This is a genomic window from Paenibacillus sp. UMB7766-LJ446, assembly GCF_030226665.1.
Classification (GTDB): domain Bacteria; phylum Bacillota; class Bacilli; order Paenibacillales; family Paenibacillaceae; genus Paenibacillus; species Paenibacillus vandeheii.
On sequence record NZ_JASOYM010000004.1, the window covers coordinates 640182 to 665636 of the forward strand.

Genomic DNA, 25455 nt, shown 5'->3' on the forward strand with positions numbered 1-25455 from the left:
CGGGCGAGGAGAAAAGTGATGACTAAAATCTCAATTATCGGAGCAGGCAGTGCATTTACGCGCGAGATCGCTATGGATATTCTGCTGATTGAAGGCTTGGAGGGTGGTACCATTGCCCTTGTTGATATCGACGAACGTCGGCTTGAGTTGGCACGCAGGCTGGTACTCCAGATCGTGGAAATGACAGGGAAGACGTGGGAGGTGCTTGCCTCCACGGATCGCAGAGAAGTAATCGGCGGTTCACAGTTCGTAATTAACCAAATTGAAGTGGGCGGGCTGGAGACGGTTCGTTATGAATATGAAATTCCGCTGAAATACGGGGTAAAGCAATGTATTGGCGATACGTTGGGACCGGGAGGGCTATTCAAGACACTCCGAACCCTTCCCAGCTGGGTAGAGATCGTTCGGGACATTGAAGCGCTCTGTCCAGACTGCATCATTCTGAACTATACTAATCCGATGTCTGCGGTTACACTCCTGACTTCCCGCATTACGAACATTCCGGTAGTGGGATTATGTCACTCCATCCAGAACACATCGGCTCAACTGGCCGAATATGCCGGAGTTCCTTATGAAGAGATGTCATGGAAAGCCGGAGGTATTAACCACATGTCCTGGTTCGTGGAGCTGTCTCACGAGGGGAGAGATCTGTACCCTGTTCTTTTGGAGAAAATACAAACCACTCCTGAACTGCTGCGACAGGACCCGGTCCGCTTGGATGCCATGAAGTATTTAGGCGCTTTTGTCTCGGAATCCAGCGGCCATTTCTCGGAATATATCCCGTATTACCGAAAACGCCAATCGCTTATCGATCAACACTGCAGCACAGGTTATAACGGAGCCACAGGGTTCTATGCGGATAACTGGCCGATCTGGCGGAGAGAAAATGATGAGCAGATCGTTTCGCAGCTTGAAGGTACGGTACCGCTTGAGCTTCAATCGAGTAATGAATATGCAGCCATTATCATCGAAGCGGTATTGAAAAATGAGCCGAAGGTCATTTATGGTAACGTTCCAAATCGAGGATTGATCGAAAATTTGCAGCCTGACGGTGTGGTGGAAGTGGCCTGCCTCGTTGACGGGAAAGGCGTTCAGCCTTGCCGCTTCGGAAGACTGCCTGAACATTTGGCTGCCTTGTGCCGCTCGAATATGGCTTTTTTTGATCTGGCTGTCGAAGCTGTACGGAGAAATGACAAGGAAATGGCCCGCCATGCACTGATGTTGGACCCGTTAACTGCTGCCGTATGCTCCCTAGAGGAGATCGGAAGTATGTTCGATGAACTGTACGAGGCGGAACAAGGATTTGTTCCGGTATTGAAATGATGAAGAGACGGGAAACAAGTCCCGTTGTTGTCATTGCTGGTGAGCTAAATGTAGACGTCATTGTATCCGGAAGGGACGTGATGCCGGAATGGAATCGGGAGAAAATGGTCGATGGCTTCGAGGTTGTACTGGGTTCCTCTTCAGCAATTACAGCTTGTGCACTGGCAAGCTTGGGAGCAGATGTGAGATTCGTCAGCGTCGTGGGGGATGACGATTTCGGAAAGTTCTGTATAGCTGAGTTACAACGTATGGGCGTAAATACAGAGCATGTAACCCGATTGTCTCGCATCAAAACAGGTGTGACCCTATCCCTCTCTACACCTGTGGACCGCGGACTGTTAACGTACGCTGGCAGCATCCCGTTGTTGACACCGGATTATATACCAGAGTCACTGTTGAAGCAGGCCACGCATCTTCATTTTGGTTCTTATTATTTACAGGATGGAATGAGACCCCATTGGGCTGGGCTTTTTGCAAAGCTGCGGGCCAATGGGATCAGCACATCTTTTGATACAGGCTGGGATGTATCCAATCAATGGGACCGCGAGGGAATAAGTGCACTACTGACGGTAACTGATTTGTTTATTCCCAGCGAGGATGAACTACTGCACATTTACCCAGCGGATGGGGTAGCCGATGTGCTTGACTCCATGCTTCCTGCTGTGGCGGGAATTGTAGCAGTCAAACAGGGATCAAAAGGTGCTACACTGCGCGACCTGGACGAAAGTACAATATCTGCTGGATCTTACACTTTGTCTCCTATCGATACGACGGGAGCAGGCGACTGTTTCAACGCTGGGATCATATATGGATATTTACTGGGAATGCGAGGGGGCGAACTGCTGCGCTTTGCCAATGCATGTGGTGCATTGTCCACGCTTGGCATCGGTGGCACAGGCAGCCTGCCGACGATGGAGGCTGTACTTCATTTGCAAGAAGGGCTTAAATCGTAAAGTCTGGCTTTATTCTGCGTAACCTATTAATCAAAGGGAGTTGAGGGTATGTTGAAATTCGGTAAAACATTGCTGGTAGGATTAAGTATGGCGGTAGGTATAGGAATGGTTTCAGGGATTGAATGGTCCTCATCCGCTGCCGCAGCAGGCACGGATTACTATGTGGCGACAAGTGGAAATGACTCCAATGCGGGCACGAGCAGCGCGCCGTGGAAGACACTTCAGCACGCAGCTGATGCTGTTCCTGCAGGCAGTACAGTGCATGTTCGTGGCGGTGTTTACAACCAGAAGCTGAAGTTCACCCGCTCTGGCTCTGCTTCACAGGGACCGATTGTATTCACTAACGACGGCACAGAGACTCCAATCATTGACGGCACCGGACTTTCCGTTAGCGGGATTGAAGGGTTGATTGACCTGACCGATGTAAATTACGTTACCATTCAGGGATTTGAGATTCGCAATTACACCACGGCAACCAAGGACGTTATGCCCGTAGGCATCTATGTTCACGGATCAGGCAGCTTTATCAATTTGTCCAGCAACAAAGTTCATGATATCAAAAATACGGCTACACCAACCGGCAGTGACCTGCTGGGCCGGGATGCGCATGGAATTGCCGTATATGGTACAAAAGCGCCGGACTCCATTCACGATATTACGATTAACGGTAATGAACTGTACAATCTCGTGCTCGGCTCCAGCGAATCACTGGTTCTGAATGGTAACGTAGATACCTTTTCGGTGACCAATAATGTCATTCACGATAACGATAACATCGGTATTGATCTCATCGGTTATGAGGGTAAAGCGCCAAATACGGCTTACGATCAGGTACGGAACGGACTCGTGAAGGGTAACCGGGTATATAATATTTCTTCCAATAATAATCCTTCGTACGGGAAGTCACTTCCGAATAACAGTAATGCCGCGGATGGTATCTATGTCGATGGCGGCAAGGACAGTATTATTGAACAGAACTACAGCTATAACAACGATATCGGTATCGAGATTGCATCCGAGCATGCCGGTAAGTCCACCAGCAATATTACGGTGCGCAGCAATGCAGTCTACAACAACCGACTCACCGGCATTGCTATGGGTGGCTATGATACCAAACGTGGCTCCACAGTAAACTGCAAGATCGTCAACAATACGGTTTACAAAAATGACACGCTTGGCGATGGCAGCGGCCAGCTTTACGTTCAGTTTGATACACAAAATAATGTAATTAAGAACAATATTTTCGTAGCCAGTTCCACAGATGTGTTGATTTACAATGAATACACCAAAAATTCTGGAAACGTTGTGGATTACAATCTCTATTTTGCTCCTGCAGGTAGCACTGGGGCGAACTGGACTTGGAAAAATAAAGACTACACCGGTTTCTCCGCTTATAAAGCGGGAACAGGCAATGACGCACACTCTTTGTTCGTCGATCCCAAATTTGTGAATGCTGCAGCATACGATTTCCATCTCCAAACTTCGTCTCCAGCGATCGATGCCGGGAACACGGACAATGCAATCATTGGAACACTGGACATTGAGGGGAAACCAAGAGTACAGGGAGCTGCTGTAAATATCGGCGCCTACGAGTGAGACGTATAATTTAACGAAATATTCTTCCCTGAAGCCAATCCATCAAAGGCAGCTGATTACTCAGCTGTCTTTGTTCTATTTAAATATAAATAACCCTCTTTATATGGCTGTGCCTGTGTTAGACCCTACCTAAACCCCAATATTTAGGTAAGGAGCGGCATTTCCATTTCGAGCCAGGGATAGTAAAATCGGTTATAGCATAATTAATGCTAAGGTTAATTCATAACTGTAACCAAGAAAGGAGGATATATGGAATGAAAACCAGTTTCATCAAGCACTGTATGTTCATCTATTGGAGCATAATCCTGATGCTAGTCTTGGCAGCGTGTTCCGGGTCAGAGCAAAGTGGAAATCTGTCACCCCCACAACCTACTCACCCTATACAACAGCCAGGTGAATACAAGCCGGACCCCGATGAACCTGCATGGAAGCTTGATACCACGCCTGTGGATTTGACCTGGTTTGTTGGCGCGAACTGGTATGGTCACACCTGGGGTGAAAGTATGACCTCCAAGTATGTAACAGAAAAAACAGGCGTTCATATCAAATTTGAAGTGCCATCCGGGGAAGCGGGCGAACAAATTACGCTGATGATGACCTCCGGCAAAATGCCGGATTTGATGACAATAGGCTCGTGGGAAAGTGCGATTAATAAGTTGTTGGAGAGCGATCAGGTATATGCTTTAAATGAATTGGCGGAGCAGTATGATCCCTACTTTTTCAAGGTCGCGGGCGACGGTACATTGAAGTGGTATCGTCAGAAAAACGGAAATACATATGGCATTCCAAATGATTCATACAGTCCCAGCCAGATGCAAGCAACTGGTTTGACGGCTGCCAACCAAACCTTTTTAGTGCGAAAAGATCTGTATGAAGCTATGGGCAGACCGGATTTGAGCACTCCGGAAGGTTTTCTGAACGCATTGCAATTGTTAAAGGATCAGTATTCTGTGTATAAAGGTCAGCTCATCAGTCCCTTCTTTGCTCAGGGAACTGTCTCTTACGGGATGACCGAGTACCTGCAGAACCTGCTGGCTATTCCACATGAAAAGGACGGCAAATATAACGATCGTATGACCGACCCGGACTATATCACCTGGCTGAAAACCTTCCGCACAGCCTATGAGCGTGGCTTGATTAATGTAGATTTTCTGGTGGACTCGAATGCTCAGGTAGAGGAAAAAACCAGTAATGCCCGCTATTTTATGATGATTCGTGAGTGGAATGGCATGGCGGCGATCAATCCGATATTGGCAGCAGGTGCATATCCGAATTCGTACTACATCGCTGTGGATGGCCCACAAAACAAACACGGTGATTCCGCAACACTGTTCCCCGGCAATATGGACGGCTGGATGGTTACAATGATTAGCAAATCCACCAAAAACCCTGAACGAGCCATCCGCTTCTTGACCTATCTCGCAAGCGAAGAAGGCCAAAGGGATGTATTTCTGGGCAAAGAAGGCGAAACATGGGTGATGAGGAATGGTAAGCCGCAGTTGAAAGCCGATATGGTTCAATTGCTTGATACGGACAGAGAGAGGCTGGAAAAGGAATACGGCATCATGGATACCTACTGGATGCTGCGAAACCCGGCCTTCGTTAACCCATGGAGACCAGAGAAGGCTCCATCCGTTAAGCAAATGGAGGAGTTCGCTAACAAACAGGCCGATATGGACAGCGGCATCTATAAGGGAATAGATCCGGTAGGAGATTCCGATATAGCGTTAGCTTGGTCCCGTATTTCACAGAATTGGGAGGAAGTACTACCGGAATTGATTACCGCCAAGGATGAAGCTGCTTTTGATAAGATATTCGAAAATTTCCTAGCCCGCCGTGTGAATTATGGATTTAATCAGGTAATGGAATACCGTCAGGCCGAACTGGATGCGCGAAAAGCCAAGATGTCGGAATAACCATTCCCTATCAGCCTCGTTACCTATCAGACAACTTGTAATATATGGTATAACAAAGGTGGGGAGGCATCAGAATGAAATATTTACGGACTAGACTGAGGAAGCTTTACCGCAATTCCCGTATTTCCCAAAAGCTGTTTCTTGCGTTTAGCCTGATGATTGCCATACCTGTTATTTTGGTATCCTTTTTATATATTCGGATGCAGGAAACCCAGCTATACAAGGACGCTATGGCGACGGGCAACAGCCATGTGTCATGGCTAAACGAACAATTACGCAGCAGAATGGACATCATTGAGAACGCTTCCACTACTGCGCTTACTCAAAAGGCATTTGTGGATTTTATTCATTCCAACATGATTGTGGATGGATTGCGACTGGTGAAATTCAAACAAAACCAATTTGAGCAGATGCAAAATATCATTCAAAGCAATGCGATGATCAGTGAGCTCAGCTTTTACGTGGATAATCCGAACTTGTATGAAATCTGGCCTGAAATCTATCATTACAAGAAATTTTGGCCGCAGGATTACTGGGCAAAGCTTCGGGATGAAGGCGGGGCCGCATATCGTTTATTTTCCTTTAAGGATGGTGAACATACGTTATCCTATTACCGGCTGGTTCGCCTACAGGGACAGGAGCAGAAGCGTCCCAGTATTATGGAAATTCGTGTTCAGCACAGTATGTTTTTCAGCGACCTGCTCCAGGAGAGCAAGGGAGACTTCTTCTCTGTTTTAATGAATGAAAGCGATCCTCCGCAGTATGTATACAATTCCCAGCATGAGTTTTCTCGAAAGGCCGGGGATGGTCTGGACGAAATCCTTGGCAGTATTCATCGTCAACTGGATGTACTCCCGCAGGAAAGTCCCGTTAAGATTAAGGTAGGTGATCAGAGCTACTATGCACTATACCGCTACATCGCTCCGCTGAATACTTATGTGGTTGACATTGTCTCCCATCAGGCGTTGATGAAGGGGCCGCGCAGCTGGTATGCATTTGTGGTAACGATTACATTGTGTGTACTGCTACTTCTGATGTTACTTGTATCACATACAACTCGGCGCATTTTCCGACGATTGGACAGCGTACTGGCTTCAATGCGCCTGGTACGGAAAGGTGAGCTGGATGCAATGATTGATACAGGCCTTGATGAGAACGAAAGAGGGGATGAAATCGACGAGGTGGCTGTGAGCTACAACAAAATGTTATATGAGGTCAAACGTCTGATGACACAGGTCGTGGATAAACAGTTAATCGCCAAAAACGCGCAGCTGCACTCCCTTCATTCCCAGATCAACTCTCATTTTTTGTATAACGCACTGGAATCTATTCGTATGCTCGCTGAGGTTCAACGGCAACCTGCTATTGCCAATTCTTTGGTATCGTTAGGTTCGCAACTTCGGTACAGTATGCAATGGCGCAGCGATACGGTTGCCCTTCATGAGGAGCTTGCTAATATCCAAAGCTATATTCAATTCATCAATCTAATGGAAGGCGGCAGCATCCTATTGACGGCAGATCTCCCACAGGAAGTGCTCCGCTATGCGATTCCGAAGATGTGCATGCAGCCCATCGTTGAAAATGCAGTTCATCACGCAGCGCCTTCGGGCGGTAAGGTTTGTATTCAGATTACGGTTTCAGTGGAGAATGACCACGTACTCCTTATTAAGATACAAGATGATGGAGTGGGGCTAGACCCTGAGATGTTAGTCCGACTGCAAGCGGCACTGCGGGGAGATTTGGATACGCCTATTGTTACCAGTAAGAACGGACTAGGTCTGGAAAACGTGAATAAGCGGTTGCAGCTTCATTATGGCCAGGATTGTGGTCTTTGGATTGATAGCACGCAGGGCAATTATACGTGTGTCACAATACGGCTGCCTTGGGAGAATGTAAATCTTGGGGGGTGGTAGGAAATGATGAATATTCTGATTGTGGATGATCAAAAGCATATACGTGATGGTCTGCAGGCGATGCTGCCTCAATTTCCTCTGGAACTGAACAACATTTACTGTGCGGCGAGCGGGATTGAGGCGCTAAACCTTTTGCGCCAGCACAGCATCCACATCGTTATAACCGATATTAGGATGCCGGATATGGATGGACTTGCCCTCATGGCACAAACCAAAGAGGAGCGCATTGAGGTGGAATACCTCATTATTAGCGGTTATAGTGATTTTACATATGCCCAAAAAGCTATTGAACTTGGGGCAAAGGGGTACTTGCTAAAACCCCTGAAACGGGAGGATCTGCAAACTTCGTTAGAGCATATATGGCAAGAACTCCAAACACGGCTGGTACTTAGGCATAACATGCAGCATGTATCCCGTCTCGCCCGAGAGACAGATCGTAAAGAATTACGAATGTTTATGCAGGGAGCATTAAACGAGGAGACTTGGACTCTGCAAATCCAGGAACAAAATCCTTCCTTATGGTCCAATTATCGTCTATGCCTGCTGCGGGAGAAATGTTGGATTAATCAGCCCGGGGCGAGCAACGTCCATAGCATGGAAGCTATTGCCTATGGTGTGTTCGGTAGACAAGGTTGTATTTGTCTGCAACACAGCCCTTATCTGATCCTCGCAGTGGATGCAGCCATAGACCCGGATGCTTTGTCAGCGGCGCTTAAGGAAGGAATGATCGATGCCGTAACCGTTATGACTGACCCTCAGCAGGGATTAAAGGTGCTGCCAGGCAGCTATACACAAGTACTTGAGCTATACCGCCATAGTTACCTGTTTCCAGATCAGTACAGCATCCTGCCAGCACATATTGAGCATATGGAGCAGCAGTGGCAGCTTCCCTATGAAGAGCTCTATGATCTGTTCCAATCCGTAGGGACCGACAACAGTGGTAAAATCGCTCAAGGCATTTCCATAATATTTCACAAAAATGTGCTGCAGCGCTATCATATTCGCTATACGCAGCAGCTCTGCGGCGCTACCGTGCAGATGATGGAAGAATACGAGCGTGTTATTCGCCCCTATATGGGGGAGGAGGCGCTGGATCTTGAGTCTTTGCGTAATCTCTTTGATTATCCGGGGATGCGCGATTATATTCAAGCACTGCAGCAGCAGCTGCTTCGGTTAAATCAGTTCTATTTTGAATATAAATGCAGCTATCGCAATTCGCAGGACTTAAATGAAGCCATACGTTTTATACATGAGAGCTACCATAAGCCGCTGGACCTCGCAATGGTATCCAATCATGTGTCACTTAATTATGCCTATTTCTCAAATCTGTTCAAGAAAAATATTGGCAAAGGCTTTGCCGAATACTTGCGAGATGTGCGTCTGGATAAAGCGCGGCGGCTCCTAGCCGAAACCGATTATAAAATTGTTGAGGTAGCTTCTATGGTAGGCTACGAAAGCTACAAAAGCTTTACACGAGCTTTTCGCCTCGTGATGCAGATCCAACCCTCAGAGTACAGACAAATGATGAGGCAAAAGGCAGAACGTGAAGTGCAGTACCACAGCTCAACACCCTGAGGCAGCATGCTTACTTGGGAAATACCATGGGGTGAGTATGCATATGCATCAAAACCCAAAAAAATGGGATACAACAAAAATAAATGTACCTTTTCAGCAGATTATCCTATTCGATAGAATAAAGATATTCCCCCATGTAAGCGATTTCCTTTATACGCATAGATTGGGAGAAACTATGATTCTATCAAAGGAGGGCAATTATGAAACCATCTCACTTTGCGGAGAAACGGTTGATGAAGAAGGTTTTTGGTTTGTTCTTAGTGGTTGTGATGCTGGCTAGTGTTGGCATTTTGCCAACTTCGAAAGTTCAAGCAGCTGGAACCACAGTTACTTCAATGGAGTACTTCTCACCAGCAGATGGACCTGTTATTTCAAAATCTGGGGTTGGCAAAGCCAGCTACGGATTTGTTATGCCTAAGTTTAATGGAGGCTCCGCTACGTGGAACGATGTATACAGTGACGTGGGTGTCAATGTGAGAGTGGGTAACAACTGGGTTGATATTGACCAGGCAGGCGGTTATATCTATAACCAAAACTGGGGGCACTGGAGCGATGGCGGCTTCAATGGTTATTGGTTCACGCTTTCCGCAACAACCGAAATTCAACTGTACTCCAAAGCCAACAATGGTGTTAAGCTAGAATATCAGCTTGTATTCCAAAACATTAACAAAACAACGATTACGGCTATGAGCCCAACACAAGGGCCGCAGATTACAGCAAGTTTCACAGGCGGTGCAGGCTTTACATATCCAACGTTCAATAATGATTCTGCGGTAACCTATGAAGCCGTAGCTGATGACCTGAAGGTGTATGTAAAACCTGTAAACAGCAGCACATGGATTGATATTGACAATAACGCAGCCAGTGGCTGGATCTATGATCACAACTTCGGCCAATTCACCGATGGTGGGGGCGGATACTGGTTTACCGTAACGGAGTCGATCAATGTCAAATTGGAATCAAAGACTTCTTCGGCTAACCTCATTTATACAATTACCTTTAATGAACCGACAAGAAATTCATATGTCATTACGCCATACGAAGGAACAACTTTTACAGCAGATGCAAATGGTTCCATTGGGTTACCGCTTCCCAAAATTGACGGAGGTGCGGCAATCGCCAAGGAACTGGGCAATTTCGTATACCAGATTAACATTAATGGTCAATGGGTGGATTTGAGTAACTCCAGTCAGAGCAAATTTGCATACTCCGGTAATGGCTACAACAATATGTCTGATGCCAATCAGTGGGGATACTGGGCTGATTATATCTATGGCCTTTGGTTCCAGCCAATCCAGGAAAATATGCAAATCCGTATCGGCTATCCGTTGAACGGACAGGCGGGCGGAAATATCGGCAACAACTTCGTGAACTATACCTTCATCGGTAATCCAAATGCTCCTCGCCCGGATGTATCGGATCAAGAGGATATCTCCATCGGAACACCAACCGACCCGGCTATCTCGGGTATGAATCTCATCTGGCAGGATGAATTCAACGGAACTACGCTTGATACAAGTAAATGGAACTATGAAACAGGCTATTATCTCAATAACGATCCTGCTACCTGGGGTTGGGGCAACGCAGAACTGCAGCATTACACGAACAGCACCCAAAATGTATTTGTACAGGACGGAAAGCTGAATATCAAAGCCATGAACGACAGCAAATCTTTCCCGCAGGATCCGAATCGGTATGCACAGTACTCCTCCGGTAAGATTAACACCAAGGATAAACTCTCCTTGAAGTACGGCAGAGTAGATTTTCGTGCCAAGCTGCCTACGGGCGATGGAGTTTGGCCGGCACTATGGATGCTTCCTAAAGATTCTGTATATGGCACATGGGCAGCATCGGGTGAAATCGATGTCATGGAAGCGAGAGGACGTTTGCCAGGATCTGTAAGCGGAACCATACACTTTGGCGGACAATGGCCTGTGAACCAGTCTTCGGGTGGCGATTACCACTTCCCAGATGGGCAAACTTTTGCCAATGATTATCATGTATACTCGGTAGTCTGGGAAGAGGACAGCATTAAATGGTATGTCGACGGCAAGTTTTTCTATAAAGTCACCAACCAGCAGTGGTATTCCGCAGCTGCACCGAATAATCCGAACGCACCTTTCGATGAGCAGTTCTACCTTATTATGAACTTGGCAATCGGCGGAAACTTCGACGGTGGGCGTACGCCAAACGCGTCCGATATCCCGGCAACGATGCAAGTGGATTATGTACGTGTGTATAAAGCACAGTAATAAGACAGACGTCTCCACGATGCGGTCGTGTTAAGGCTATCCACCATAACTATTACTGTTTGAGAAGGGAGCTATTCAATTCAAATAGTATCTCTCTTCTTAAAATAATGAAGCAGCCTTCGTTCAATTGTTGAACGAAGGCTGCTTCAATTTTGTATATAATGCCTAGTTATTTTCCAATCGGTTAAAAATGATTTTAATGACTATTAGAAGCTTCTATCGCTGGACTACGGACTACAGAAGGTTCCTCACGGACCGCCGTTTGCTCCGATGGACGTGACACCACAGAAGATTCCTCACGGACCACTGTTCGCTCCGATGGATGTGCTACCACAGGAGTTTCTTCGCGGACAACCACCCGTTCCGATGGACGTGTTACCACAGGAGTTTCTTCGCGGACAACCACCCGTTCCGATGGACGTGTTACCACAGGAGTTTCTTCGCGGACAATCGCCTGTACCGATGAACGTGTTACTACAGGAGTTTCTTCGCGGACAACCGCCTGTTCCGTTGAACGTGTTACCTGGGAAGCTTCCTCACTCGCAACCACCCTGGGAGTATTGCTGGAAGCCCAAGCCGTTGACACCGTAGTAATTGCAGTTACTAGAAATAGTGTTGATATCGCTATAACAAAGGTTTTCTTATTCACATTCTTTACGTTAAGCATCATAGTTAATCTCCTTTTTAGTTGTTTCCCATCCCCGGATAAAGAGGAGCAGAATTGTAAAGGTAAACTCCTTGATCCGGCCACTACGTTAAGAATTGTTTCTCCATAGCGTTTACGATCCGCATAGGACATTCCCTTTACAACTTCTTCATCGCAGGACAGTTCACTCCATGTCTGAATATCTTTGGAAAGCATATGCACCAATGGATTGAACCAATGCAATGCACGAGCTATTAATATGAGCGCCTTGATCCATAGGTCTTTCCTTTTCAGGTGGATCAGTTCATGATGGAACACCATACCGATATCCACATTTGCAGAATTCTTCACAGGCAGATAAATAGTAGGTTTTCTCAGCCCGATTAGAAAAGGACTGCGAATCATAGCGCTGTAAGCAAGCCTAACCTCGCTCTTGAGACCCAGATTGCCCTTGATTACCGGGAGCAGCATAGCCACTTCACTGTTATTCGGAACAGTGGTTCGCGTAAGTTTTAATTTCTTGAGAAACCTGCGATAACAATAGATTTGCCATGCTATAAAAGCTATGGCTCCGATTACCCATAAGCATATAAAAACGAGAGCAACGTTTGCCGAAATGGTCTGTACCTGAATGGCAGGAGCCGGATTCAATGCTCCAGGGAATACATGTTCAACATTTAAGGGTAACTCGTTTACTGTAGTACTAGAAGTGAATAATGGAAAAATCCAGTTAAAAACAAGAAAGACGGGAAATAGATATAGACTTAAAGCCATTTTCCCAATTCCAAAACGCCATTTTGCAGGGAAGACTTGAAAGGGAACAAGACGTAATAACAAAATGAAAGCGACGATGACACTTCCGGCAACAGTTAGAGTAGACAGTAATACAAGAAGGGTATTCATAGACTACACCTACTTTTCCGAAAACCATTGTCTCAGCTCTGCAATGTCTTGGTCAGAGAGCTTGTCGCCATCATACAAAGCTGAAATCAAATTTTTTACCGAGCCTTGATATAATCCATCCAGGACTTGTTGTGTCTCCAACAGCTTGTAATCTTCGGGGGAAATACGGGGGACATACTTATTGGTACGTCCATGCCTTGTAGCTGTTAGCGCCCCTTTGTCTACCAGCCGAGAAAGAAACGTGGAGATCGTTTGTGCTTTCCATGCTTTACCTCTTTGTGAAAACATGTGCAGCAGTTCGGTGGAGGTGACAGGTGGCTCACACTCCCAGATGACTTCCATCAGCTCCATTTCAGTATCTGATAATTTTTGAAGTTGGTTCACGGTGAACACTCCTTACATCGCTATGCGTCCATAACGAATGGTATTACTACACTACGTAGTACGATCAATTTACTACATCACGTAGTAGATAGTCAAGTGTCGAAAATGTTGAGGAGCAACAGATGATGGATTGTACTAGCTATAAATATCAATCGGAAGGTTGTTCTGTTAGGGCGTGTCAGTGTACATAGTAAGCTCAATCTGCGATTTATTTTAATGCAGAGACGAATGTCTGGAGTATATACTTAGGCATACATCCTGAAATCACAATAGGGAGGAACCACATGAATCTGTTTCATATACAATCCGTACTGCAAGAGATCAACTGGAATGCTTCGTTTCTGGAGAATAACTTTATCGGCATTGGTTGGCCTGCAACAGGAGATTTGGAGCATGAGCCTGCAGAAGAATGGAAAGAGCAACTGGTTCAACACTATAGGATAGGAGAGACGGAACTTAGTGATGTCCTGGAAACTCTCCATACTTTTGTGTCTATCATGCAGGATGGAGACTACGTCTTGGTAAACGATGATGAATGGGCATACGTTGGAGATTTGGGCGATTATTTTTACGATGATTCCAATGGTACCGGAGAGGAATACATATGCCACCGGCGAGGAGTTACCTGGCTAGGTCGTCTTCCCTTATCAGAGTTAAATGATAAAGTATTGGCACTAGTTAGTCATGATTCAATCATTGCGAAATTCGAACATGCAATTACTCAGGCGCAACTGGACCCCTGGATTTCAATCCCCTCCACAACGACTGGAGAAGAAAATCATTCTTCAGTTAGGGTAGGTGAAGACACAATTCAAGAAGCACTCTATGTTCTGAAAAAGGCATTGCAGAGCGAAGAAGAAGACCTGCGAATTCGTGCAGCGACGGCAATTTTGCAATATGCAAAAGCCTAGAGAGTTTAGGGTTTGGTGCCATGCGGTGGGAAAAGGACACATCGTATATAAGCTGAATTACAGCTAGTCTTGACCAGACAGCGAATGGTGTCATAATATTTAAGCGACGCTACATGGTGTTGAATGAAATGAAGGGTTTTTTCTTGGCAATCATATGTAGAGAGCACGTTACGAACGAGAATAACCATTCGCTGGATGTGTCGCCATATGATTAGAATGATGAAGGATGGTCCCTGATGACAACGAATAAAACAAACCCCAAAGTTGATGGATATTTAAACAAAGCAAAGAAGTGGAAGGAAGAATCGGTAAAGTTAAGAGAGATTATCCTTGACTGCGGTCTGACCGAAGACTTTAAGTGGATGCATCCCTGTTACACGTTGGAGAATAAAAACGTGGTGATCATTCATGGATTTAAAGAATATTGTGCGCTGCTGTTTCACAAAGGTGCCTTATTAAAGGACAAGCAGGGCATCCTAGTCCAACAAACAGAGAATGTACAGTCCGCCCGGCAAATTCGGTTCACCAATATTCAACAGATCGTTGAAATGGAAAACATCTTGAAAGAGTATATTCAAGAAGCCATTGAGGTTGAAAAGACCGGCTTGAAAGTAACTCTTAAACAGCATACAGATTATGATGTTCCAGAAGAGTTTCAACATCAATTGGATGAAAATCCTGCTTTGAAAGAGGCTTTTGAAGCATTGACGCCTGGACGTCAACGAGCATACCTATTTTATTTTTCCCAACCCAAGCAATCCAAAACCCGGGTATCAAGGGTTGAGAAATATACGCAGCAAATTCTGGACGGAAAAGGTTTAAATGATTAATGTACTTTAACCCTTTGGTGTGAATGTAGGCCAAAGGGTTTTTCAAAATCATTTTCATGATAATATGAGATGAAGTATGCGAAATAAATCTTGGTTAGGAGAAGATATGATGGAAGTTTTTGCAGAATATTTAGCACGTATTGATAACCTTGGACATCGGGATCGAACGGAAGAAGTTCTAGAATGGATTACCAAGGAGTACCCAAATTTAGTGCCAAAGATAGCGTGGAATCAGCCCATGTTTACCGATCATGGCACATTTATTATCGGATTTAGTGTATCGAAGCATCATTTGGCTGTGGCGCCTGAAAAGGCTGGCATTAATCATTTTTCCGACGAAATTGTGAAGGCCGGCTATGATCATACCAAAGAATTGGTGCGTATCCGGTGGGATGGCCCGGTTGATTTCTCATTACTGGGGAAAATGATTGAATTCAATATTACGGAAAAGGCAGACTGTTCAACTTTTTGGCGGAAATAGGCATCGCGGATACTACATCAGAAAAGACCTCGCTCAGACATTCAATGATGAGCGGGGTCTTTGCAATGGTCAATCATGAATTGGTTGGGACATTCCACCAAAATAGTCTATAACAACGCTGCGAAACGCGATAGCTGCTTTCGAGATATATCTGTTTTTAAGCGACAATAAAGCAATTTCCCGCACAAGGTTCTGATCCTCAATTGGAAGATATACAATGCGTTCCTGTGGATTTCTTGCTGTACCTGGTATAAAGGCAAGCCCAATCTCGGCTTCCACAAGTGCAGTTAATCTTGCAGGTTCATCTCCTTCGTAAACATACTTCGGTACATACCCGGCCGCCAGGCATTTGGAGTCCACCAAATCACGAATACCATATCCTTTTTTCACCCCCACAAACCACTCATCCTTAAGCTCTGCTAATGTTATGCTGCTTCGATCCGCATATCGATGACCCAGAGGCACAGCTACGACAATAGGGTCCAAGAAGAGCATCTGACATTCGATGTCATCACCCTGGATTGGAGGGGAGGACAGGCAAAAATCAATTTCGCCTCGATGAAGAAGCGTGGACATGTCTTCCAAAGTAACCATTTGTACATGAAACTGTACATTCGGCTTATTTTTGCGGAATTCCCGCAAGATCCCTGGTAATGTGCTTGCTGTAGTGACCGCCAACTGAAGTTTGCCGTGATCCGGGTTGGAGAGATCCGCAATTTCCTGTTTTCCCTGTTCTAATTCGAATAGGGCTTTTTCGGTCCGTCGAAGGAATGTTCTTCCGAATTCGTTTAAACGCAGCTTTCTGCCCAATCGATCAAATAATGGTGCTCCCAAGTCATCCTCCAATCGTTGTATCGTTTTACTCAATGAAGATTGAGTGACATGCAACTTACCCGCTGCCTCCGTAACATGTTCACACCGGGCTAACGTCAAAAAATAGCGTAGTTGAAGAAGCTCCATTTCGCACCACTCTCTTATTCCTTTTAGTTCATCAAATCATAACATAAAATGCGTTGGAATAAATAAAGGAATTCCATTAAGATGACAACAGAAGAAGGAGGTGCACACATAATGAACACTCGAAATATATGGTTAATGTTAGCTGTCGGCTTGGGAATCATGTTGAATCCGTTAAATTCCTCCATGATATCTATAGCGATTGCAAGACTTCAACAAGTATATTTACTTGATGTTACGGCAGTTTCGTGGATCATTTTTTCCTTTTACATTGCCAGTGCTGTGGCTCAACCTGTCATGGGCAAGTGCGGTGATCTGTTCGGCCGCAGAAAGATTTTCCTTACTGGTCTTGTTGTTGTCTTCGTTTCCTCCATGTTAGCTCCGTTATCTCCAAATTTTTCGTGGCTCATCGTAATCCGCATCATTCAATCTGTTGGCACAAGCATGATGGTAGCCGTTGGCATGGCGATTGTAAAAATCCATGTTACTGAGAAACAGGCTGCCGCCTTGTCAGTCCTCGCAATGTTTCTGTCTGGTGCAGCAGCGGTAGGCCCTTTTATTGGTGGTGTATTGATTCACTGGTGGGACTGGCCAAGCATTTTCCTTGTGAATATTCCATTGGTAATCGCAAGCTTTATAATCGCCTGGAAAACGATTCCCAAAGATGGGGCACTCATATCCAACCATGGTGACATATCCATCAGGAAATGGTTCCTGCTGATTGATGCGCCAGGCATACTTTTGTTCACAATCGCTTTGGTAACTCTGCTAATGAGCTTGCTTTCAGTTAATTCAACCGGACATCTTTCAACATGGCACCTTATGGCAGGCGGAGTCGGTTTGATTGCATTAGCGACTTTTATACGGCATGAATGGAAAACGGCGTCCCCCTTTATTCCGCTGCGGGTATTTGCCAAACATCCCGAGATGACATGGGTAAATGTACAATTTATGCTGGTTAACACTCTGTTTTACGCTCTGTTTTTTGGCATACCATCTTATTTGCAGCAGGTTCGCCATCTCAACGAAGTTCATACAGGAATAATCATGCTCACCCTCGGTTTATGTTCACTCATCAGCTCTCCTCTAGCAGGACGGTGGATTGACAAATCAGGGACACGACCAGCCTTGATCGTTTCTGCCGTGTTAATGACGCTCGGGTCCATCATGATTGTGGTATTGGATAAAGCTTCGCCGGTTGTGAATGTAATCATGCCCCTAGCTGTATTTGGTATAAGTAACGGGTTGAACAGTGTCGGTATGCAGGCGGCTTTGTTTAAGAGCACACCCGAAGAAATGATTGGTGTCGCATCGGGTATTTTTAATACATCGAGATATCTGGGTACTATTTTGTCGTCATTGTTGATTGGCATTGTCATGGGAGATACTTTCAGTTTTATCGGTTTCCAAACGCTCGGAATCATCCTGACGATATTAGCTGCATCTTTAATCTTGATGACCGTACGACTCCAGAGAATATCAGGAAAGCAAGTGTTATAGCGTTAAATTTATCATTATGAGTAAATGAAAAAAGGACGGAGCATAACGAAAACCGATTTCTCCCAACCTGGATAATCGTTCATCATGCTCATTTAATACAAATAGCCACTTTTTTTAAACGAAATTTAAGATACACATTAAATCAGTGTAAGGTTGGTCTCCTATACTTGCATTTGTGCTTCAAAAATCATTCGAGGGAGAGATTTATATCAATCATTCACGTTCCTTAACATCCAATCGAGTCAAAATAACAGCAGTCACCGCACTCGCTTTGATTCTGACCGCATGCCCATTAATAAGTACGGGTAGTGCTGCTGCTCAAGCATCTCCTGTATCTGCTATTTCACAAGCCGCAGACGACGTTAATGCTCAGGCGCCTATTCAATACCGAATTCAAGCCCGGCTGGATGAGAAGAAGATGACGATTCAGGGCAATGAATCCATTACTTACCGAAATACAAGCAAAGATACATTGAATCAGCTGGTTCTTCATACTTACGCGGATGCCAACCTTTCGAAATCGACACAGACGAGCATGTTTACACGTTCAAATGAAGAAATCAGCAAAAATAATCCTGATAAGAAGCCGGAAGATTTTCTTGGAGGCATTGATATTGAGAAGGTGGCGACCGGCGGGAAAGCCCTTGATTTCAGTAATAAAAACCAAGCCTTGACGGTGAAACTGGAGCAGCCTCTTCAGCCCGGAAAATCCGTTTCGGTTCAAGTCCATTTCAATCTGAAGATTCCCTATGGCTCACAGCGCTTGTCGTATTATAAAGATATTATTAATGGGGCTCACTGGTTCCCTGTGATGTCAGTTTATAACGAGGCCAAGCATGAATGGGATAGCAAACCATATAGTCAAACCTTTGAAACGGATTATTATACGTCCGCGGATTATGAAGTTCAGTTCAATGTTCCCGATCAATATCAGGTAATGATGCCTGGTGCGTTAACTACACAAGATGACGTGGAGAAAGGGCGGAAAGTGGTATCCACCGTGGCAAAGAATACAAGGGAGTTTGTTTTCTTTGCCAGCCCAAACTTCAAAGTGGACAGCGTAACCCGCAATGGCCTCACCGTAGAGTATTATTATTTTGATAACCAGCCAGGTAAGAAAAAGATCGTTGATGGATATATTGACCAAGCATTCAAAGCCATTGATTTTTTCAGCGACAAATACGGTAAATACCCTTATCCTGAATTCCGAATTGTTGAGTCGTATGTGGAAGGTGTGGCTATCGAGTATTCTAGGGCCATTCAAATGGGACAAATCGGAATAAACGCGGCTCCTGAACAGGACACGGTATTTGTCCACGAAATTGCACATCAGTGGTTCCATGCGTTAATCGGAAATGATTCGGAGACGGAGTCCTTTCTGGATGAAGGCTTTGCGGATTTTTCCAAAGTTTATTTTGCTGAGAAGCACGGGGATAAGCTGAATGGTTTCAAATCCATCCAATTTGACGATTCCACGGTGGATAAAGCCATTGCTTCTACCAATGATGAAGTGGGAGATTTGGCAAGCCCTGTTTATTACGATAAAGGTCGCCAAGCGATATACCAATTGTACCGCTCCGTCGGGGAAGAGAAATTTGATGCATTTATGAAAGAGTATTTTAAACGCTATGTGTATCAAAACGCTACGATTGACGGATTTCTCCAAACTATAGAAGATGTACTGGGGGAAGAGGCGCGAAAGGAAATGAAGACGGCTTTGTATGAGCCCAATTTTGTGCTGAAGCCTGAATATCAACTGTCCAAGGAGGAGAAAGCTGCATATCTGCATGATCAATTTCAATTGCTGTATGAATCAGCCTTAACTCAGGTTCCGAATTTGCCTTTTGAAACCATGAGCCGCGTGATGGACAAAACCCTTCAAGGTGAGCCATTAGCCATTGTGCTGAGAGATCAGATGAGCAAGTCAGCGAGCAAACAACAGGAAGCTATGGTTAAACAACTGACAACTCTTCTGGATTTAAGCGGAGTGAAGTATGATGTGATTCGGGACCGTTCGGTATTGAAGCAAAAAATGAAAAAGGAGCTGGCCACCAGCAATCTGATTGTAATTGGTAATGCCAAATCCAATGGTTTTGTACAAGCTTTGAAACCCAGCATCATGGACCGTGCCACCCGTATCGGCTTTCAATGGAAGACGACCATGAATCAACCGTCGGCAGCCGGAGCGTATATAATCAAACATCCTTATAATCAGAATCGCTTAATGCTGCACTATTTCTGGAATGAAGATCTTCTGAGCGGTGGCAGTCTTGAATCGTTTATGATGAAAATGCAGGAATCCATTGGATTCACGAACGCTTATTATCAGTACTATGTACTTGATAAGACCGGCAAGGTAACACTGGATAAAAAAGTGGAAAATCCACTTTCAAAATTTTTTGCTGAAGAATAATTTGCAGTGTTCAATCTATAAAGAAAGATTAAAATCCTTTGGCAATTGTCATGGGAAGATCATAATATCGTCTGTTATAGAGTCGCCTATATGGCGACTTTTTTATTTAAGTTGAATTTAGGTTTTTAAAAGCTATCCTGAAGGGTAAATATAACGTGGATCTTTAAATGGATGTAAAATATAACGTTGCGGAGGAAAGTGAAGAATATAAGGGAGAGCATTGATTGTTAATTTGTTAATATCCTGCAAATAATAACAATATAATGTGTGAAGACACCTGAAAATGAACGAGAGTAACATGAACGACAAGAAAATGATCAGAATTCGGAGAACGCCGAGATGAGGAGGACATATGAAAACAACCAAGGTCTCATTTTTTGTACTATCACTAATTCTGCTCCTAGTAGCGGGGTTATCCGGATGGTCGGGGGATGCCAATGCAAACTCCAATTCAGGAAAAACGTATGTGATCGGCACGGACATTACATTTGCACCGTTTGAATATCAAGATGAAAATGGGGATTATGTAGGCATTGATATGGATTTGCTGGATGCCATCGCCAAAGACCAGAATTTCAAGTATGAAATCAAAGCCCTGGGATTTAATGCAGCAGTGCAAGCACTTGAGTCCAATCAGGTAGATGGCGTCATCGCGGGAATGAGTATTACGGATGAACGTAAACAAAAGTTTGATTTCTCAGAGCCTTATTATCAATCAGGCGTAATGATGGGGATAAGTGCCAATAATGATACTGTAAAAAGCTACGAAGATCTTCGCGGTAAAAAGGTCGCCGTGAAAACGGGCACAGAAGGATACAGCTTTGCTGAATCCATTTCCTCAAAATATGGCTTCACCATCGTTCCATTTGATGATTCTTCGCAGATGTATGATGATGTGAAAACCGGTAATTCGGTTGCATGTTTTGAAGATGAACCTGTTTTAAGGTTTGGGGTAAATCAGAATAACGGTTTGAAAATCGTTACTGACAGAGAAGATGGGGCTTCCTACGGATTTGCAGTAAGTAAGGGTAAGAATCAGGAACTACTTAAGATGTTTAACGAGGGTTTAACGAATATTAAGGTAAGCGGCGAGTATGAACGTATTAAAGAGAAGTACCTTGGTGAAAATGCCCTAGTGGCAACCCAGAGTCGTTGGGAATTGATTCAGAAATCGCTTCCTGCGCTGTTCAAAGGTTTGGGAAACACACTCTTATATACGATTGTATCTCTGTTTTTTGCCTTTATCATCGGCTTGATATTTGGCTTTATGAAAGTGGGACAAAATAAATTCCTTCGTGGTGTTGCGACCGTATTTGTGGATATTTTCCGCGGGATACCATTGATTGTCCTCGCGTTCTTTATCTATTTCGGGATTCCGCAGGCTATGGGCTTTACGATGCCGCTGTTCCTGGCCGCCATTCTGACACTGAGTCTGAACGCAGGGGCATACGTAACCGAAATTATTCGTGGCGGGATTCAATCGATTGACCGTGGACAGATGGAAGCCGCCCGTTCACTGGGTCTTCCTTATCGTAAAGCCATGATGAAGATCGTAATTCCTCAAGCCATACGTGTTATGATCCCTTCATTTATTAATCAGATGGTCATTACACTGAAAGATACGTCGATCTTATCCGTCATTGGCCTTGTGGAGTTGACGCAATCCGGTAAAATTGTCATCGCAAGAACATTTGCCTCTTTTGACATTTGGTTAGTTGTTGCGATTATGTACCTGATTGTTATCATCACATTGACTAAAATCGCTGATTATCTGGAGGTGAAGGTTCGTCGTGGGTAAAATTATGGTTGAAGGATTAAAGAAAAGTTTCGGTTCGAATCAGGTTCTAAAGGGAATTGATATGTCCGTCCTCGAGGGTGAGGTTGTCTGTGTCATCGGACCTTCAGGTTCGGGCAAAAGTACGTTTTTGCGTTGCATTAACCAATTAGATGAGATTACAGCTGGACGGGTTATTGTGGATGATCGGGATCTGAATGATCCAAAAACCAACATTAACAAAGCACGGGAGAATATTGGTATGGTATTTCAGCATTTTAACCTGTTTCCCCATTTCAGCGTGCTTAAAAATATCATGTTTGCACCCAGAGAACTGGGGATATTAAATGAAAAAGAAGCCCGCGATACCGCACTTCGTTTGCTTGATCGTGTTGGTTTGTCGGATAAAGCAGACAGCTATCCAAATCAACTATCAGGCGGACAGAAACAACGTGTAGCTATCGCAAGGGCGCTTGCCATGAACCCTGATGTTATGTTATTCGACGAACCAACATCAGCGCTTGACCCCGAAATGGTAGGCGAAGTACTTGGTGTAATGAAAGACCTTGCGAGCGAAGGCATGACGATGATGATCGTCACCCATGAGATGGGGTTTGCCCGTGAAGTTGCGGATCGGGTTATCTTCATGGATGGTGGATTTATCGTAGAACAAGGGACTCCCGAAGAGATATTCGGAAATCCGAAGAATGAGCGCACGATCAGCTTCCTGGAGAAAGTACTCTAAAACGCCAAATTAAAACCCTTTTTAAGATCAGTGAAATGCACCCCTTAGAATAGACATTGGAAAAACCGTTAGGTTACCGATGAAATTCTGAGGGGTGTATTTAGCATTCTTTTCAATCAACACTGGCCTCTTCGGCCGTCGCATAAACCAATCGGTTTCGGACAAGTGAGTGGAGGGCGATATCTCCCATCTCCCAGAAGCATTATGATGCAACGCAAGCGGATCACATGAATGCGAATCACTCTTCCAAATGGAAATTTTCCAACGAATGTGCAGTCATTTGCATGTTTTTGGGGTAGTCGATTTGAAAAATACAGGAGTAAATCACGTTTAATACGTAATCGAAGGCAATTTGTGATGAAAATGTACCGATCTTTGCGTGTTTTGTTTCATCATTCGGCACCTGAATACAGATCGTACTCATTTTGGCCAACTCACTTTGATGATTAGCGGTAATCGTGATGAATGGAATTTTTTCTCGCGAGAAATGTTGAGCTGCTTTTAGGAAAATGGGCGATTTTTCATGGTAGGTCAAAAAAATGGCGCAATCCTGTGATGTCAGATTGATGGTGTGGTAGGCCCATTCGAATAGCTCTGTTGTAATCACGACGTATTTATTGATTTTAATCAGTTTATTTTGAAAGCTCTTCGCGCGAATTTGAGAATCACCCAATGCATAGATGAAAATTCGTTTCGCCTGATCCAGCAAATGGGCTGCTTCTGATAGAGAGGTTTCATCCATAAAGGCAAAGTTTTTCTCAATCGTTTCTTTCATTAATTCAGCAATATCTTTTGCTACCTGGAGTGAGGATTCACCTAGAGCGAATGGATAATTGGGATCGATATTGGAGATGTTCTGAGCATCCTGCTGAAACTCTCGAGCAAGCTTAATACTGAACTCCTTGAACCCCGTCAGTCCAAGCTTATGAGTTAAGCGGTTAATGGCAGAATGTGATGTGTATGTAGCTTTGGCAAGCTCTTGAATATTGAACTGAAGCATGAGCTCCTTATGCGTCAGAATATAAGAAGCAATGCTTTTTTCATTTGGTGTAAAGTTGTTCATGTCTGTTAATTGAGTCAATATTTTCAACAGGTTCACCCCGGATTCATTAAAATAACGTTGATGTAGAGCGTTCAGTAAACATTTTGTTTGAAAAAAGGGCATTAGGAATACATAACATTGGTCAAAAGTACCGTAATTTCTTCAAAGCTCCTATGGAGGATTTTGTTCTTCTATAATAATTGAAAAAGAGGCTTAGGGGGAATTCACATGAAATTAGGAATTGTCGGAGCCGGAATGATTGTAGGGGATCTATTAAGTTTTATTCATGAAATTCCTGCAATTACGTTGGAGGCCATATGCTCCAGACCTGGTCATTTGGAACAATTGCTGTCTCTGCAAGAGCAGTATGGTATTACGCGTATATATTCGGAATATGGCGATATGATTGCGAATGACGAAGTAGATACGATCTATATCGGACTTCCAAATCATCTTCATTATGCTTATGCCAAAGAAGCGTTATTGGGTGGCAAACATGTCATCTGTGAGAAGCCGTTCACTTCCAATCTGCAAGAATTTCTTGAACTCAAAGAGATTGCACAGCAAAAAGAGCTTGTGTTGGTTGAAGCCATCTCAAACCAATACTTGAAGAATTATTTATCCATGAAGGAGTACTTGCCTAAGCTGGGTGACATCAAAATCGTGGAGTGCAACTATTCCCAATATTCATCCCGCTATGCGGCTTTCCAGGCCGGAGAAGTGCTGCCGGTATTTAATCCGGAAATGTCTGGTGGAGCCTTAATGGACATTAATTTATATAATATTCATCTGGTCGTGGGGCTTTTCGGGAGCCCGAAGAAGGTCGATTACTGGGCTAATATGGAACGCGGGATTGATACTTCAGGCATGTTGCTTCTGGACTATGGTGAATTCAAGTGCGTTTGTATAGGCTCTAAAGACAGCTCAGCTCCCAATGCAATGAACATACAAGGTAATAAAGGATATATTCACATGACGAGCTCGGCGAATAAATGCGAATCCTTTGATTTAGCGCTTCATATGGAAACACCGGTTCGAGTAGATCATAAGGATCACCCTCATCGGATGTATGACGAGTTTGTTGAATTCGAGCGTATAATCCGTGAGCAAGATCTGGAGAAGGTTACTGCTATGCTTAAGCATAGTGAGAAGGTGATGGAGGTTATTGAACAAGCCAAACAATCCGCAAATCTTGTATTTGGACCTGATCTATAATATATCCTTGAAATTTTTGATCGATTGTATCTTTTTGTGCATTTCCCAAGATGACGTGTTAAAATGCGGTGAATGAGATAAAATGCATTTACCAGTGAACCAATAACAGTCTTCTTGGGGAGTATT

Annotated in this window: 19 protein-coding genes; 15 read left to right on the forward strand and 4 right to left on the reverse strand. The window is 44.4% G+C overall.

Annotation, left to right across the window (positions count from 1 at the left end; genetic code table 11):
• Nucleotides 1-18: 18 nt before the first annotated feature.
• From melA to QP794_RS13850, 7 genes are all read left to right on the forward strand, one after another.
• The gene (gene melA / locus QP794_RS13820; RefSeq protein ID WP_285077358.1) at nucleotides 19-1323 is read left to right on the forward strand and encodes an alpha-galactosidase; all 1305 of its coding nucleotides are present in this window, start codon (nucleotides 19-21) and stop codon (nucleotides 1321-1323) included.
• A complete protein-coding gene (locus QP794_RS13825; protein ID WP_285077360.1) occupies nucleotides 1320-2276 on the forward strand; it encodes a carbohydrate kinase family protein in 957 nt (318 codons plus the stop codon). Before melA ends, QP794_RS13825 begins: the two co-directional genes overlap by 4 nt.
• A gap of 48 nt (nucleotides 2277-2324) precedes the next feature.
• Nucleotides 2325-3872, forward strand: coding sequence for a right-handed parallel beta-helix repeat-containing protein (locus tag QP794_RS13830; protein ID WP_285077361.1), 1548 nt, complete (start codon nucleotides 2325-2327; stop codon nucleotides 3870-3872).
• A 254-nt stretch (nucleotides 3873-4126) separates the two neighbouring features.
• Nucleotides 4127-5788, forward strand: a complete 1662-nt coding sequence (locus tag QP794_RS13835) for an extracellular solute-binding protein (protein WP_285077363.1) — start codon at nucleotides 4127-4129, stop codon at nucleotides 5786-5788.
• Nucleotides 5789-5862: 74 nt separating this feature from the next.
• Nucleotides 5863-7701, forward strand: a complete 1839-nt coding sequence (locus tag QP794_RS13840) for a sensor histidine kinase (protein WP_285077365.1) — start codon at nucleotides 5863-5865, stop codon at nucleotides 7699-7701.
• A 3-nt stretch (nucleotides 7702-7704) separates the two neighbouring features.
• Nucleotides 7705-9276, forward strand: a complete 1572-nt coding sequence (locus QP794_RS13845; RefSeq protein ID WP_285077367.1) for a response regulator — start codon at nucleotides 7705-7707, stop codon at nucleotides 9274-9276.
• A 200-nt stretch (nucleotides 9277-9476) separates the two neighbouring features.
• Nucleotides 9477-11528: a glycoside hydrolase family 16 protein gene (locus QP794_RS13850; RefSeq protein ID WP_285077368.1), complete on the forward strand. Its 2052-nt coding sequence runs from the start codon at nucleotides 9477-9479 to the stop codon at nucleotides 11526-11528.
• 196 nt (nucleotides 11529-11724) lie between these two features.
• On the opposite strand, the gene QP794_RS13855 is transcribed toward QP794_RS13850, so the two are convergent.
• Nucleotides 11725-13077 (reverse strand): M56 family metallopeptidase, encoded by a 1353-nt coding sequence (locus QP794_RS13855; RefSeq protein ID WP_285077370.1) that lies wholly within the window; start codon nucleotides 13075-13077, stop codon nucleotides 11725-11727.
• A gap of 9 nt (nucleotides 13078-13086) precedes the next feature.
• Nucleotides 13087-13461 (reverse strand): BlaI/MecI/CopY family transcriptional regulator, encoded by a 375-nt coding sequence (locus QP794_RS13860; protein WP_079344546.1) that lies wholly within the window; start codon nucleotides 13459-13461, stop codon nucleotides 13087-13089.
• A gap of 284 nt (nucleotides 13462-13745) precedes the next feature.
• Here QP794_RS13860 and QP794_RS13865 point away from each other — a divergent pair, with 284 nt between their 5' ends.
• The 3 genes from QP794_RS13865 to QP794_RS13875 all read left to right on the forward strand — a co-directional run bounded on the left by QP794_RS13865 (nucleotide 13746) and on the right by QP794_RS13875 (nucleotide 15683).
• Nucleotides 13746-14372, forward strand: a complete 627-nt coding sequence (locus tag QP794_RS13865) for a hypothetical protein (RefSeq protein WP_285077373.1) — start codon at nucleotides 13746-13748, stop codon at nucleotides 14370-14372.
• 236 nt (nucleotides 14373-14608) lie between these two features.
• Nucleotides 14609-15202, forward strand: coding sequence for a YdeI/OmpD-associated family protein (locus QP794_RS13870; RefSeq protein ID WP_285077375.1), 594 nt, complete (start codon nucleotides 14609-14611; stop codon nucleotides 15200-15202).
• Nucleotides 15203-15311: 109 nt separating this feature from the next.
• Nucleotides 15312-15683, forward strand: coding sequence for an iron chaperone (locus tag QP794_RS13875; RefSeq protein ID WP_285077484.1), 372 nt, complete (start codon nucleotides 15312-15314; stop codon nucleotides 15681-15683).
• Nucleotides 15684-15752: 69 nt separating this feature from the next.
• On the opposite strand, the gene QP794_RS13880 is transcribed toward QP794_RS13875, so the two are convergent.
• Entirely contained in the window at nucleotides 15753-16643 is an 891-nt protein-coding gene (locus QP794_RS13880) for a LysR family transcriptional regulator (RefSeq protein WP_285077377.1), read from the reverse strand.
• 111 nt (nucleotides 16644-16754) lie between these two features.
• Between QP794_RS13880 and QP794_RS13885 the strand changes: the two genes are divergently transcribed.
• The 4 genes from QP794_RS13885 (at nucleotide 16755) to QP794_RS13900 (ending at nucleotide 23072) form a co-directional block, all read left to right on the forward strand.
• Entirely contained in the window at nucleotides 16755-18140 is a 1386-nt protein-coding gene (locus QP794_RS13885) for an MFS transporter (protein ID WP_285077378.1), read from the forward strand.
• Nucleotides 18141-18315: 175 nt separating this feature from the next.
• The gene (locus tag QP794_RS13890) at nucleotides 18316-20553 is read left to right on the forward strand and encodes a M1 family metallopeptidase (RefSeq protein ID WP_285077380.1); all 2238 of its coding nucleotides are present in this window, start codon (nucleotides 18316-18318) and stop codon (nucleotides 20551-20553) included.
• 352 nt (nucleotides 20554-20905) lie between these two features.
• The gene (locus QP794_RS13895) at nucleotides 20906-22351 is read left to right on the forward strand and encodes an amino acid ABC transporter substrate-binding protein/permease (protein ID WP_285077382.1); all 1446 of its coding nucleotides are present in this window, start codon (nucleotides 20906-20908) and stop codon (nucleotides 22349-22351) included.
• A 4-nt stretch (nucleotides 22352-22355) separates the two neighbouring features.
• A complete protein-coding gene (locus QP794_RS13900; RefSeq protein ID WP_373456367.1) occupies nucleotides 22356-23072 on the forward strand; it encodes an amino acid ABC transporter ATP-binding protein in 717 nt (238 codons plus the stop codon).
• 238 nt (nucleotides 23073-23310) lie between these two features.
• On the opposite strand, the gene QP794_RS13905 is transcribed toward QP794_RS13900, so the two are convergent.
• A complete protein-coding gene (locus QP794_RS13905; protein ID WP_285077385.1) occupies nucleotides 23311-24162 on the reverse strand; it encodes a MurR/RpiR family transcriptional regulator in 852 nt (283 codons plus the stop codon).
• Nucleotides 24163-24342: 180 nt separating this feature from the next.
• On the opposite strand from QP794_RS13905, the gene QP794_RS13910 reads away from it, so the two are divergent.
• Nucleotides 24343-25329, forward strand: coding sequence for a Gfo/Idh/MocA family protein (locus QP794_RS13910; protein WP_285077386.1), 987 nt, complete (start codon nucleotides 24343-24345; stop codon nucleotides 25327-25329).
• The last annotated feature ends 126 nt before the right edge of the window (nucleotides 25330-25455 follow it).

Bases quoted from the DNA above. Each gene is read 5' to 3' on its own strand.
- QP794_RS13840 (WP_285077365.1), top strand. From the start codon at position 5,863: ATGAAATATTTACGGACTAGACTGAGGAAGCTTTACCGCAATTCCCGT.
- QP794_RS13895 (WP_285077382.1), top strand. From the start codon at position 20,906: ATGAAAACAACCAAGGTCTCATTTTTTGTACTATCACTAATTCTGCTC.
- melA (WP_285077358.1), top strand. From the start codon at position 19: ATGACTAAAATCTCAATTATCGGAGCAGGCAGTGCATTTACGCGCGAG.
- QP794_RS13910 (WP_285077386.1), top strand. From the start codon at position 24,343: ATGAAATTAGGAATTGTCGGAGCCGGAATGATTGTAGGGGATCTATTA.
- QP794_RS13900 (WP_373456367.1), top strand. From the start codon at position 22,356: ATGGTTGAAGGATTAAAGAAAAGTTTCGGTTCGAATCAGGTTCTAAAG.
- QP794_RS13845 (WP_285077367.1), top strand. From the start codon at position 7,705: ATGATGAATATTCTGATTGTGGATGATCAAAAGCATATACGTGATGGT.
- QP794_RS13855 (WP_285077370.1), bottom strand. From the start codon at position 13,077: ATGAATACCCTTCTTGTATTACTGTCTACTCTAACTGTTGCCGGAAGT.
- QP794_RS13835 (WP_285077363.1), top strand. From the start codon at position 4,127: ATGAAAACCAGTTTCATCAAGCACTGTATGTTCATCTATTGGAGCATA.
- QP794_RS13865 (WP_285077373.1), top strand. From the start codon at position 13,746: ATGAATCTGTTTCATATACAATCCGTACTGCAAGAGATCAACTGGAAT.
- QP794_RS13850 (WP_285077368.1), top strand. From the start codon at position 9,477: ATGAAACCATCTCACTTTGCGGAGAAACGGTTGATGAAGAAGGTTTTT.
- QP794_RS13880 (WP_285077377.1), bottom strand. From the start codon at position 16,643: ATGGAGCTTCTTCAACTACGCTATTTTTTGACGTTAGCCCGGTGTGAA.
- QP794_RS13875 (WP_285077484.1), top strand. From the start codon at position 15,312: ATGGAAGTTTTTGCAGAATATTTAGCACGTATTGATAACCTTGGACAT.
- QP794_RS13830 (WP_285077361.1), top strand. From the start codon at position 2,325: ATGTTGAAATTCGGTAAAACATTGCTGGTAGGATTAAGTATGGCGGTA.
- QP794_RS13825 (WP_285077360.1), top strand. From the start codon at position 1,320: ATGATGAAGAGACGGGAAACAAGTCCCGTTGTTGTCATTGCTGGTGAG.
- QP794_RS13870 (WP_285077375.1), top strand. From the start codon at position 14,609: ATGACAACGAATAAAACAAACCCCAAAGTTGATGGATATTTAAACAAA.
- QP794_RS13885 (WP_285077378.1), top strand. From the start codon at position 16,755: ATGAACACTCGAAATATATGGTTAATGTTAGCTGTCGGCTTGGGAATC.